This is a genomic window from Paraburkholderia unamae (assembly GCF_003268775.1).
Lineage (GTDB): Bacteria > Pseudomonadota > Gammaproteobacteria > Burkholderiales > Burkholderiaceae > Paraburkholderia > Paraburkholderia unamae.
Genome location: NZ_QLSU01000001.1, coordinates 516,117 through 528,108 on the forward strand (window position 1 = coordinate 516,117; position 11,992 = coordinate 528,108).

9 protein-coding genes are annotated in these 11,992 nt (G+C 65.2%); 3 read left to right on the plus strand and 6 right to left on the minus strand.

Annotated elements, in window-relative coordinates; translation table 11 throughout:
- Positions 1–121: 121 nt before the first annotated feature.
- From dxs to C7401_RS02200, 3 genes are all read right to left on the minus strand, one after another.
- Positions 122–2,029: a 1-deoxy-D-xylulose-5-phosphate synthase gene (gene dxs, locus C7401_RS02190; RefSeq protein ID WP_112169684.1), complete on the minus strand. Its 1,908-nt coding sequence runs from the start codon at positions 2,027–2,029 to the stop codon at positions 122–124.
- An 84-nt stretch (positions 2,030–2,113) separates the two neighbouring features.
- The gene (locus C7401_RS02195) at positions 2,114–2,995 is read right to left on the minus strand and encodes a polyprenyl synthetase family protein (protein WP_112169685.1); all 882 of its coding nucleotides are present in this window, start codon (positions 2,993–2,995) and stop codon (positions 2,114–2,116) included.
- On the minus strand, positions 2,992–3,306 hold the full coding sequence (locus tag C7401_RS02200) for an exodeoxyribonuclease VII small subunit (protein WP_112169686.1): 315 nt from the start codon (positions 3,304–3,306) through the stop codon (positions 2,992–2,994). The genes C7401_RS02195 and C7401_RS02200 overlap by 4 nt, the downstream gene beginning before the upstream one ends.
- Positions 3,307–3,658: 352 nt before the next feature.
- Here C7401_RS02200 and C7401_RS02205 point away from each other — a divergent pair, with 352 nt between their 5' ends.
- On the plus strand, positions 3,659–4,765 hold the full coding sequence (locus C7401_RS02205; protein WP_112169687.1) for an aromatic ring-hydroxylating oxygenase subunit alpha: 1,107 nt from the start codon (positions 3,659–3,661) through the stop codon (positions 4,763–4,765).
- 136 nt (positions 4,766–4,901) lie between these two features.
- Positions 4,902–5,771 carry a sulfurtransferase gene (locus C7401_RS02210; RefSeq protein ID WP_112169688.1) on the plus strand — a complete coding sequence of 290 codons (870 nt, stop codon included), beginning with the start codon at positions 4,902–4,904 and terminating at the stop codon, positions 5,769–5,771.
- A gap of 21 nt (positions 5,772–5,792) precedes the next feature.
- Here the strand turns inward: C7401_RS02210 and C7401_RS02215 are convergent, their stop codons facing one another.
- The 3 genes from C7401_RS02215 to polA all read right to left on the minus strand — a co-directional run bounded on the left by C7401_RS02215 (position 5,793) and on the right by polA (position 11,062).
- On the minus strand, positions 5,793–6,665 hold the full coding sequence (locus tag C7401_RS02215) for a dienelactone hydrolase family protein (protein WP_112169689.1): 873 nt from the start codon (positions 6,663–6,665) through the stop codon (positions 5,793–5,795).
- A gap of 82 nt (positions 6,666–6,747) precedes the next feature.
- Positions 6,748–8,124, minus strand: coding sequence for an NAD(P)/FAD-dependent oxidoreductase (locus tag C7401_RS02220; RefSeq protein ID WP_112169690.1), 1,377 nt, complete (start codon positions 8,122–8,124; stop codon positions 6,748–6,750).
- A 241-nt stretch (positions 8,125–8,365) separates the two neighbouring features.
- Complete coding sequence (gene polA / locus C7401_RS02225; RefSeq protein ID WP_309251982.1) at positions 8,366–11,062, minus strand: DNA polymerase I; 2,697 nt, start codon at positions 11,060–11,062, stop codon at positions 8,366–8,368.
- A gap of 112 nt (positions 11,063–11,174) precedes the next feature.
- Between polA and C7401_RS02230 the strand changes: the two genes are divergently transcribed.
- Positions 11,175–11,948 (plus strand): LOG family protein, encoded by a 774-nt coding sequence (locus C7401_RS02230; protein ID WP_112169692.1) that lies wholly within the window; start codon positions 11,175–11,177, stop codon positions 11,946–11,948.
- The last annotated feature ends 44 nt before the right edge of the window (positions 11,949–11,992 follow it).

Consider the following 11,992-nt stretch of genomic DNA (forward strand, 5'->3'; position numbering starts at 1 on the left):
GCTTGCAAACGGCAAGCCGGGTACGAAACCCGCCCGCCGGTTCAAATGTGAAGTGGGCAGTCGCGGCTCGCCTGCGGGCACCTGGGCCCCGGCCAGCCGTACCGCGATGCGCTGGTCCGCGTTAAGCGACGCGCATCACCGACTTGCCGGATGCGTTCGCCGTGCGTTCGAGGAAGCGCTCGCGAATGGACTTCGCAATCCCTGCCGCATCGAGACCCACGCCCGCCAGCAGCTTTGCCGGGTCGCCGTGGTCGATGAAACGGTCGGGAAGGCCCAATTGTAGTACGGGCTTGATAACCCCACTTTCAAGCAGGGTTTCCACGCAGGCCGAACCCGCGCCGCCCATGATGCAGCCTTCCTCGACGGTCACGAGATAGTCGTGGGTTTCGGCGAGCTGCCTCACGAGTTCGGCGTCTATCGGCTTCACGAAGCGCATGTTCGCCACGGTGGCGTCCAGTTCCTCGGCGGCCTTGAGCGACGGCGCAACCATCGTGCCGAACGCGAGAATCGCGATGCGGCTGCCTGCCGGCGCATTGCTTTCGCGACGCACTTCGCCCTTGCCCACCGGCAGCGCGGCCATCTGCTTGACGGTCGCCACGCCCGTGCCCGCGCCGCGCGGGTAGCGCACGGCCGTCGGGCAGTCCTGCTGGAGCGCCGTGTAGAGCATCTGGCGGCATTCGTTTTCGTCGGACGCCGCCATCACCATCATGTTCGGGATGCAGCGCATGAACGCGAGGTCGTAGGCGCCCGCGTGCGTCGCGCCGTCCGCGCCGACGAGGCCCGCGCGGTCGATCGCGAACACGACCGGCAGGTTCTGCAACGCCACGTCGTGGATCAGCTGGTCATACGCACGTTGCAGGAAGGTCGAGTAGATCGCGACCACGGGCTTCAAGCCCTCGGCCGCAATACCGCCCGCGAACGTCACCGCGTGCTGCTCGGCAATGCCGACGTCGTAGTAGCGGTCCGGGAAGCGCTTTTCGAACTCCACCATGCCCGAGCCTTCGCGCATGGCCGGCGTGATGCCGATCACACGCGAGTCGAGTTCGGCGGCGTCGCACAGCCATTCGCCGAACACTTGCGTGTAGGTCTTCTTGGCGGGCGTGGCCGACGGCTTGATGCCTTCGGCCGGGTTGAACTTGCCGGGACCGTGGTACAGGACCGGGTCGGCTTCGGCGAGCTTGTAGCCCTGGCCTTTCTTCGTCACGACGTGCAGGAATTGCGGACCGCGCAGTTCCTTGATGTTTTGCAGCGTCGGGATGAGCGAATCCAGATCGTGGCCGTCGATCGGCCCGATGTAGTTGAAGCCGAATTCCTCGAACAACGTGGCCGGCACGATCATGCCCTTCGCGTGTTCTTCGAGCTTGCGCGCGAGGTCGAGCACCGGCGGTGCATGGCGCAGCACGCGCTCCACGCCCGCACGGGCGGCGGCGTAGAAGCGGCCCGACATGAGGCGCGCGAGATGGCGATTGAGCGCGCCAACCGGCGGCGAAATCGACATGTCGTTGTCGTTGAGGATCACGAGCAGCGGCACGTCGTCTTCGACGCCGCCGTTGTTCAGCGCTTCGAAGGCCATGCCGGCCGTCATCGCACCGTCGCCGATCACGGCGATGCCCATGGCGTTGTCGCCCTTGAGCTTGCTCGCGACGGCCATGCCGAGCGCCGCCGAGATCGACGTGCTCGAGTGGGCGGTGCCGAACGTGTCGTACGGCGACTCGTCGCGTTTCGGGAAGCCCGAGATGCCGCCGAGCTGACGCAGCGTCGGCATCTGGTCGCGGCGGCCCGTCAGGATCTTGTGCGGATAGGTCTGATGACCCACGTCCCAGACGATGCGATCGCGCGGCGTGTCGAACACGTAGTGCAGCGCGATCGTCAGTTCGACCGTACCGAGGTTGGACGACAAGTGGCCGCCCGTTTGCGAGACGCTTTCGAGAACGAAGGCACGCAGTTCGTCGGCAAGCGGTTGCAACTGGCGGCGATCGAGGCGGCGCAAATCCGCCGGGTCGTCAATGGTTTTCAGCAAGTCGTACATCGTCGTTCCATTGTAGGAAAACTGGCGCACCCGCACTTGTTCTGCACATTACTCACGTTTCATGCGCGTGGGCGGGTTGCGCGGTCAGCTCACCCGGTTCACCACCAGGTCAGCGAGTTCGGCAAGGCGCTGCGCGCGTGCGCCGAACGGTTCGAGCGCCGCGTGGGCGTCGGCGCGCAGCTGCTGCGCCAAAGCACGCGAGGCGTCAAGACCGATGATCGACACGTAGGTCGGCTTGCCGTCCTTCGCGTCCTTGCCCGCGGTCTTGCCGAGCGTCGCCGAGTCGGCGGTGACGTCGAGAATGTCGTCCACCACCTGGAAGGCGAGGCCCACGGCCGCCGCGTACTTGTCCAGCGCGGCGAGCGTGTCTGCGGAGGGCGTTTCGCCCGCCAGCGCACCCATGCGGACCGAGGCGCGCAGGAGCGCGCCGGTCTTCAGGCGGTGCATCGTTTCGAGTTGCTCGCGCGTGAGCGAATGGCCCACGCTTGCCAGGTCGATGGCCTGGCCGCCGGCCATGCCGACCGAGCCGCTCGCCAGCGCGAGTTCGCGCACGAGCGGCGCCTGGCGCACGGCTTCGAGAGCATCGGACGTCAGCGTGACGAAAGCCTGCGATTGGAGCGCATCGCCGACCAGCAGCGCCGTCGGTTCGTCATATTTGACGTGTACGGTGGGCTTGCCGCGACGCATGTCGTCGTCGTCCATGCAAGGCATGTCGTCGTGCACGAGCGAGTACACGTGGATCATCTCCAGTGCACAGGCCGCCGCGTCGAGCGCTTCGGGGGTGGCGTTCGTGAGTTCGCCCGCCGCGTGGCACAGGAGCGGCCGCACGCGCTTGCCGCCGCCGAGCACGGCATAACGCATGGCGTCATGCAGCGGCGCCGGCAGCACGTTGGCAGCCGGCAAATAGTGATCGAGCGCGCTTTCGACCCGGTCGAGCACCTGCCGGGTCCATTGGTCAAATGTCATAGATCGTCGTCTCCGCCCGCTGCGGAGTCTGTCGTATTGAGGGGCACGGGCCGCAGCGTCTCGCCGTCGAGCACGCGCACCTGTTGTTCAACCTTTTCGAGCTGCTGCTGGCAAAAGCGCACCAGCGCCGCGCCGCGGCGATAAGCCGCGAGCGACTCTTCGAGACTCAGGCTGCCGCCTTCCATGCGCGCGACCAGCCCGTCGAGTTCCGCGAGCGCCGCCTCGTAGCTCTCAGGCAGGGCTTCGCCCCCTGCCGGGTTGCCCGCGTTTTCGTCCGCGCCAGCGCGGTCTTTCGTTGCGGATTTCGCCATGAGTCGTCGCCAGAATGAAACAAGGCGGACATTCTACGGCAAAAGCACCCTTTTCGACCCGCTCGCCGGCTCGTGTGCCCTCTCGACCACACAGCAGAGGCCAACGAGAATCGGTTCCAGAACGCTTGCGCGGGGCTCGCACAGGGCCCGCACCTCTCCCGTGCTTATCCCGATTACCCGGCCATTTGTCTCATATTTCTGCGCTTCCCGCCGTCTAGCCGGTGTAATTTTGGCAAAAATCAGTCACTTAGCTACCCCACGACGGGGTAACCGGGTATAATCGCCGGCTCCCTAAATCGAATCTTCGATGGTTGGGTTGTTCACTGCTTTCACGTCTTCATCGGGAGTGGGAATGTCCAATCTGAGCAATGCATTGCAGCTGAAGTCCGTCCATAGCCAGCTGCCAGTCACCGCTTATTTTGACGAAGCGCTACTCAAGCGCGAAATCGACACGCTTTTCCAGAAAGGTCCTCGCTACGTCGGCCACGAGCTCATGGTGCCCGAGGCGGGGAATTATTTTGCGCTGCCTGGCGAGAAAGAGGGCCGCGTGCTCGTTCGCAACAAGAGCGACGAGATCGAACTGCTCTCGAACGTCTGCCGCCACCGCCAGGCCATCATGCTAAACGGTCGCGGCACGGCAGACAACATTGTATGTCCGCTGCATCGCTGGACCTACGACCTCAAGGGCGAACTGCTCGGCGCGCCGCATTTCGCGGACAAGCCCTGCCTGAACCTCAACAACTCGCCGCTGCAAAAGTGGAACGGCCTGCTGTTCGAGTCGGCGGGCCGCGACGTCGCGCGCGATCTCGCACGCCTTGGGCCGGCCAAACACCTCGACTTTACGGACTATATGTTCGATCACGTCGAGGTTCACGAGTGCAACTACAACTGGAAGACCTTCATCGAGGTCTATCTGGAAGACTATCACGTCGTGCCGTTCCACCCTGGCCTCGGCAACTTCGTGTCGTGCGACGACCTCCAGTGGGAGTTCGGCGAGTGGTACAGCGTGCAGACGGTCGGCGTGCACAATCACCTCGGCAAGCCGGGTAGCCCGACCTACCGCAAGTGGCACGACGAGGTCTTGCGCTTCCGTAACGGCGTGCCGCCCGAGTTCGGCGCGATCTGGATGGTGTACTACCCGAATCTCATGATCGAGTGGTATCCGCACGTGCTCGTGGTGTCCTGGCTCATTCCGCAGGGCACGCAGAAGACGACGAACATCGTCGAGTTCTATTACCCCGAGGAAATCACGCTGTTCGAGCGCGAGTTCGTCGAGGCCGAACGCGCCGCCTATATGGAAACGGCCGTCGAAGACGACGAGATCGCCGAGCGCATGGACGCCGGCCGTCGCGCCCTCTTCGAGCGCGGCGTTTCGGAAGTCGGCCCGTACCAGAGCCCGATGGAAGACGGCATGCAGCACTTCCACGAGTTCCTGCGCCGCGAGCTGGGACCGATCTGACGCCCGGCTGGCGCGAGCCAGGGGCCATGCGAACGCATCACGGAAAGACGGGCTTAGGCCCGTCTTTTTGTTTAGACTGACGGCATCGGGCCGCAGCGCATGCACATGCCGGCCTCGCACGATCCAAGGAGCCGTCATGCCTCACACGCACTACACCACGCTGATCTCCGCCGCCAATCTGCACGAACGCCTGAGCGCCGCTCCCGGCAGCGTGCTCGTGTTCGACTGCCGCTTCGATCTCGGCAACCCCGCCGCAGGCGAAAACGCCTACGCGGCCGGACATTTGCCCGGCGCCCAATACCTGCATCTGGATCGCGACCTCTCCGGGCCGAAGACGGGCAAGAACGGCCGCCATCCTCTGCCCGACCGCGCCGCGCTCGTCGCCACGCTCTCGTTGCGCGGGCTCAACGAAGGCCAGCAGGTCGTGACCTACGACGCGCAAGGCGGCGCGTACGCCGCGCGCCTGTGGTGGCTGCTGCGCTGGCTCGGCCACGACTCGGTGGCGGTGCTCGACGGCGGCCTGCAAGCCTGGGAGGCGGCCGGCTTCCCGCTCGTGCGCGACGTGCCCGCGCCCGCGCGCGGCACCTTCAAGGCCGGTGCGCCGTTGCAGGTGACCGTGGATGCGCAGGCGCTCGTGCGCAATCTCACCACGCACGATCTCACGGTCGTCGACGCACGCGCCGCCGACCGCTATCGCGGCGAAAACGAAACGATCGATCCGGTGGGCGGCCACATTCCGGGCGCGCGCAACCGCTTCTATCAGGACAACCTCACGCCGGACGGCCGCTTCAAGTCGGCGCACACGCTGCGCGAAGACTTCACGGCCGTGCTGCCGGGCACAACGCCCGAGCACGTGGTTCTGCAATGCGGCTCGGGCGTGACCGCCTGCCACAACGCACTCGCGATGGAGATTGCCGGCCTGCACGGCGCGGCGCTGTATCCCGGCTCGTGGAGCGAATGGTGCGCCGACCCGTCGCGGCCGGTCGCCACGGGCCCGAATCCTTAAGGCGCAGGCCGGAGCACGGCGTCACGCGACGCCGTGCTCCTTGAACCACGCAATCGCGCGCTTCCAGCCGTCTTGCGCGTCGGCCTTGCGGTAGCTCCGCCGGTAGTCCGCAAAGAATGCGTGCCCCGCATCGTCGTACACGACGATCTGCGAGCCGCGCCCGCCTTGCGGAGCTTGCGCGATGGCGGCTTTCATCTGCGCGAGCGTGTCCTGCGGGATGCTCTGGTCCTGCAAGCCGTACATCGCGAGCACGGGCACCTGCAAGGTGTTCGCTAGATCGAGCGGATTGCTCGGCGCGTTCGCCGTGTGCTCGCCCGCCACGCGCCCATACCACACCACGGCCGCCTTGATATGCGGGTTGTGCTCCGCGTAGAGCCACGCATAGCGCCCGCCCCAGCAAAACCCGTTGACGCCCACGCGCTTCGTGTCGCCGCCGTGCTCGCCCGCCCACGCGATGGCCGCGTCGAGGTCGCCCATCACCTGGGCGTCGGGCACCTTGCTCGCGATGTTCTCGTTGATCTGCTGGATCGTCGGGTACACCGAGGCGTCGCCCTGGCGCACGAAGAAGTCCGGCGCGATGGCCAGATAGCCGAGCTTCGCAAAGCGGCGGCACACGTCGGCGATATGCTCGTGCACGCCGAAAATCTCGTGAATCACGATGATGACCGGCAAGTGCGTCTTGCCGCGCGGCTGCGCGCGATACGCCGGGATGAGCGTGCCGCCCGACTGGAAGCCGATCTCGCCGGCTTCGAGACCTTCGCTATCGGTGTGGATGGTTTGCGCGGAGACCGGCAGCACGGCAGCGGCGAATCCGCTGCCGAGCGCGGCCTTGATGAACGTGCGCCGGTTGAACGGCACGTGCGGGACGAGGCTATCGACTTCGGGTTTCAGCATGCAGCGCTCCTCAAACGTCAAACAGCGGAAACAGGCAGCATAGCGCCGCGCCCCTGGGCGCAAGCGCCGCTCAATGCGGCCGCTAGTGCAGCTTCACACGTGGCAGCGTCGTGCGGCGCAGCCAGTGCGCGAAGGTGTCGAGCACCATGCGCGCGTAGCCATGCAGCGCCGCGATGTGCAGCCGGTACAGCGACATGTACATGAAACGGGCAAACAGTCCTTCGATCAGCATATTCCCGCCGATCAGCCCGCCCATCAGATTGCCGACCGCGCTGAAGTGGCCGAGCGACACCAGCGAGCCGAAGTCGCGATAGGTGAACTCCTCCAGCGGCTTGCCCGCAAGCAGATTGCCGAGCGACTTGAACAGGAAAGTGGCCTGCTGATGCGCGGCCTGCGCGCGCGGCGGCACACCGCGCTCGTGGCCCGGCCATTCGCAGGCCGCGCAATCGCCGAGCGCGAAGATGTTGTCGTCGACTTCCGTTTGCAGCGTGCGGCGCACGATCAACTGGCCGAGCTTGTTGACGGTGAGGCCGTCGAGCCGCGCCAGCACGGCGGGCGCGGTGATGCCCGCGGCCCACACGGTGAGGTCCGCGCGCAGGTTCTTGCCGCTCGCGGTACGCACGACGCCAGGCGCCACTTCGGTCACGCGTTCGCTCGTCAGCAGCTTCACGCCGAGCTTCTGAAGCAGCTCGCCCGTTGCCGAAGAAACACGCTCGGGCAACGCAGGCAGAATGCGCGGGCCCGCCTCGATCAGCACGATGCCCACGTCATGCCGCGGATCGAGCTTGTGCAGTCCATAGGCCGACAGCACCTGCGCGGTGTTGCGCAGTTCAGCGGAAAGCTCGACGCCCGTCGCGCCTGCGCCGATGATCGCCACCTGCACGCGCGGCTCAGCGCCGGCGTTCATGGCCGGCGCGAGGTCGTCTGCCGTCACCTCCGCCGCGACTCTTTCGGGTGCCTGATGTTCGGCACGTATGCACGCGGCAATCAGGCGCTTGCGAAAGCGCTCGGCCTGCTCGACGGTATCGAGCGCGATGGAATTCTCAGCCGCGCCCGGCACGCCGAAAAAGTGCGTCGTGCTGCCGATCGCGAGCACGAGCGTGTCGTATTCGAGCACGCGCTCGGGCAACATTTCCGCACCGTCGTCGTCGAGCACGCGCCCGAGCGTGATGCGCTTCGCCGTGCGATCGAGACCGGTCAGTTCGCCCTGCTGAAACTCGAAGCCGTGCCAGCGCGCCTGCGCCGGATACTCGAGCTGATGCGTGAACGGGTCCATGCTGCCCGCCGCGACTTCGTGCAGGAGCGGTTTCCAGATATGCGTCGGGTAGCGGTCGACCAGCGTGACCGATGCCGCTTGCGGCTTACCCCGCTTCGCGCGCGCTTCGCCGTAACGGTCGCCGAGCCGTGTCGCCAGCTCCAGCCCGCCTGCGCCTCCTCCCACAACGATAAAGCGATGCATAGACTCTCCGTGCATGTCGAAAGGCGATGGAAAGGCCGATGCATCGACAACATCCCGTGCGATGCACCGGCCCTCGATTCATTGTCGGCTGACGGAGCGCGCGGCGGCAACCCTCGCGGCGCGCATTCGCGACATCTCGCACGCGAGGCTTGCCTAATGTCGCGCGCGCAGTTACGGCTTTGCTACGGCAAGGCGCATTCAGTATGTGCTTAGTAGAGCTTCGTTGCGCGAAACCGGAACGTCAGTGGGCTTCTTCCCAGTTCTCGCCCACGCCCACTTCGGCCACGAGCGGCACCTTGAGCTGCGCCACCGAACACATCAGTTCGGGCAGGCGCTTGCGCACTTCGGCAAGCTCGGCGTCGGGCACTTCGAGCACCAGTTCATCGTGCACCTGCATGATCATCTTCGTGCCGATCTTGCGTTCGTCGAGCCACGTCTGCACCGCGATCATCGAAAGCTTGATGAGATCCGCGGCCGTGCCCTGCATCGGCGCGTTGATGGCGGCACGCTCGGCCGCCTGGCGGCGCGGGCCGTTGCCGCCGTTGATCTCGGGCAGCCACAGGCGGCGGCCAAACACGGTCTCGACATAGCCGCGCGACTTCGCGTCCATGCGCGTTTCGTCCATGTAGCGCGCCACGCCCGGATAACGCGCGAAATAACGGTCGATATAAAGCTTCGCCGCGTCGCGCGTGATGCCGAGATTCGACGCGAGCCCAAACGCGCTCATGCCGTAAATCAGGCCGAAGTTGATGACCTTCGCGATGCGGCGCTGGTCGTTGCTCACTTCGAGCGCCGTCACGCCGAACACCTCGGCGGCCGTGGCACGGTGGATGTCGTCGCCGCGCGCGAACGCCGCGAGCAGCGATTCGTCGCCCGAGATATGCGCCATGATGCGCAGTTCGATCTGCGAATAATCGGCCGAGACGAGCTTGTGACCCGCCGGCGCGATAAAGGCCTCGCGAATGCGCCGGCCTTCGCCCGTGCGCACGGGAATGTTCTGGAGATTCGGATCGTTCGACGCAAGACGCCCCGTGACCGCCACGGCCTGCGCGTAGTTCGTGTGCACGCGGCCCGTTTGCGCGTTGACCATGCGCGGCAGCTTGTCCGTGTACGTGGACTTGAGCTTGGCAAGGCCGCGATGTTCGAGCAGGAGCTTCGGCAACGGATAGTCTTCGGCGAGCTTTTGCAGCACCTCTTCGTCGGTGGAAGGCGCGCCGCTCGGCGTTTTCTTCACCACCGGCAGTTGCAGCTTCTCGAAGAAGATCTGGCCAATCTGCTTGGGCGAGCCGAGATTGAACTCGCCGCCCGCGAGCGCATACGCGCCCTGTTCGAGTTCGACCAGGCGCACCGCGATCTCGGCGCTTTGCTTCTCGAGCCGCTCCGTGTCGATCAGCACGCCGTTGCGCTCCATCTTGCGCAGCACACGCGAGGTCGGCAGCTCGATGCTGCGATATACGTAGTCGAGGCCCTTCTCCGGCGCGATCTGCGGATAGAGCGCGCGATGCAGTTGCAGCGTGACGTCGGCGTCTTCGGCTGCGTATTCGGCGGCCTTGTCGAGCGCGACCTGGTCGAAGCCGATCTGCTGCGCGCCCTTGCCCGCCACCTCTTCGTACTTGATCGTCTTGATGCCGAGATGGCGCAGCGCGAGACTGTCCATGTCGTGACTGCGATGCGATTCGAGCACATACGATTCGAGCATCGTGTCGTGCTCCACGCCGTTCAGCTCGATGCCGTAGTTCGCGAGCACCTGCTCGTCGTACTTCATGTGCTGGCCGACCTTCTTGTGCTGCTCGCTTTCGAGCCACGGCTTCAGGCGCGCGAGCACGTCGTCGAGCGGCAACTGGTCGGGCGCGTCAGGCCCGCGATGCGCGAGCGGCAAATACGCGGCCACGCCCGGCTCCGTCGAAAACGACATGCCGACGAGCCTTGCGACCATCGGGTCGAGCGCCGTGGTCTCGGTGTCGAACGCGGTGAGTTCGGCGGCTTCGATCTTCTTGAGCCACGCGTCGAACTGCTCCCACGTCTGGATGGTTTCGTAGTGGCGCGGCGCGTCGACGAACAGCGCGGGCTGCACGTTCGCGTCTTGCTCGGGCGCATTGCCGGCAGTCGTTGCGGGCACGGTCTCGCTCTGCTGCGCCGCCTCGTTGACTTCACGCAGCCAGGTCTTGAAGCCGTGGCGCGCGAAGATATCGCGCAGTTCTTCGCGCGCTTCCGGGCGCGTCGCGAGCGACGCCCCGATCGATTCGATATGCGGCGCGAGATCGCACGCGGTCTCGACCGTCACGAGCTTTCTGGCCATCGGCAGGAAGTCGAGCGCGTCGCGCAGGTAACCGCCCACGGCGCCCTTGATCTCGTCCGCATGCGCGATCACGCCGTCGAGCGAATCGTATTGCGTGAGCCACTTCACCGCCGTCTTCGGGCCGCACTTGTTCACGCCCGGCACGTTGTCGACGGTGTCGCCGATGAGCGAGAGATAATCGATGATGCGCTCCGGCGGCACGCCGAACTTCGCGATCACGCCTTCGCGATCGAGCGTTTCATTCGTCATCGTGTTGATGAGCGTGACGTGGTCGGTCACGAGCTGCGCGAGGTCCTTGTCGCCCGTGGAAACGATGACCTTCATGCCGCGCTTCCCGGCCTCGCGCGCGAGCGTGCCGATCACGTCGTCGGCCTCCACGCCTTCGATCATCAGGAGCGGCCAGCCGAGCGCGCGCACGGCCACGTGGATGGGCTCGATTTGCGCCGCCAGCGGCTCGGGCATGGAAGGCCGGTTCGCCTTGTACTCGGGATACCAGTCGTCACGAAACGTCTTGCCCTTTGCATCGAACACGCACGCGCTATACTCTGCCGTAACGTCCTTGCGCATGCGACGCAGCATGTTGATGATGCCGTATAGCGCGCCAGTCGGTTCGCCGTCGGGACCGCGCAAATCCGGCATCGCATGGAAGGCACGATAGAGATAGCTAGAACCGTCGACCAGCAACAGGGTCTTACCTTCCAGCTCATTTTGTTGCTGTAGCTTTGTATCCACGCGTAGGTCTTCAGGCATTATGGACAAGAGAAAAGTGATTCCGAGTCTGCGTTCACTCGCAGATCAAGAGCGCGCAACGGCCAAGAAGGCGCGCGCATCGTGGCAGATGTTCACGATTATGGCAGAGTTTATCGAGGCGACCGAGTACCTGTCCGAGATCCGGCCGGCGGTCAGCATCTATGGCTCCGCACGCCTGAAACCGGAGTCGGAGTATTACCAGCTCGCCACCACGATCGCTCGAAAAGTGTCGGACGCGGGCTTCGCCGTGATCTCCGGCGGCGGTCCCGGCATCATGGAGGCCGCGAACCAGGGCGCGCATGCGGGCAAGTCGCCTTCGGTGGGCCTGAACATCGAGTTGCCGCACGAGCAGTCGGGCAACCAGTGGCAGGACATCTCTCTGCGCTTCCGCCATTTCTTCACGCGCAAGGTCACGTTCGTGAAGAACTCGGACGCCGTGATCGTCATGCCCGGCGGCTTCGGCACGCTCGACGAGCTGGCAGAAGTGCTCACGCTCATCCAGACCAAGAAGTCGCGTCACGTGCCCATTATTCTCGTGGGCTCCGTATTCTGGAAGGGCCTGCTCGACTGGTTCCGCTCGGCGCTCGTGCCCATGGGTCTCATCAATCCCGAAGACATGGACTTGATGCAGGTGATCGACGACCCGGACCAGGTGCTCGAAGCCGTCCTCAAGTTCTACGAAGATGCGGACGCAGGCGAGGAATCCACCAAGGAGCATCCGGCGCGACGCGACCGCGACGCGGACTCCGACGACGACCGGATGTTCTACCTCTGACGTTCGGCTCGGGGCACGTTAGCCCAGGGCGCGGCGTCTGCGCA

Coding starts and splice junctions, on each gene's coding strand:
- C7401_RS02195 (WP_112169685.1), bottom strand. CDS start 2,995: ATGACATTTGACCAATGGACCCGGCAGGTGCTCGACCGGGTCGAAAGC.
- C7401_RS02230 (WP_112169692.1), top strand. CDS start 11,175: ATGGACAAGAGAAAAGTGATTCCGAGTCTGCGTTCACTCGCAGATCAA.
- C7401_RS02215 (WP_112169689.1), bottom strand. CDS start 6,665: ATGCTGAAACCCGAAGTCGATAGCCTCGTCCCGCACGTGCCGTTCAAC.
- dxs (WP_112169684.1), bottom strand. CDS start 2,029: ATGTACGACTTGCTGAAAACCATTGACGACCCGGCGGATTTGCGCCGC.
- polA (WP_309251982.1), bottom strand. CDS start 11,062: ATGCCGGATTTGCGCGGTCCCGACGGCGAACCGACTGGCGCGCTATAC.
- C7401_RS02220 (WP_112169690.1), bottom strand. CDS start 8,124: ATGCATCGCTTTATCGTTGTGGGAGGAGGCGCAGGCGGGCTGGAGCTG.
- C7401_RS02200 (WP_112169686.1), bottom strand. CDS start 3,306: ATGGCGAAATCCGCAACGAAAGACCGCGCTGGCGCGGACGAAAACGCG.
- C7401_RS02210 (WP_112169688.1), top strand. CDS start 4,902: ATGCCTCACACGCACTACACCACGCTGATCTCCGCCGCCAATCTGCAC.
- C7401_RS02205 (WP_112169687.1), top strand. CDS start 3,659: ATGTCCAATCTGAGCAATGCATTGCAGCTGAAGTCCGTCCATAGCCAG.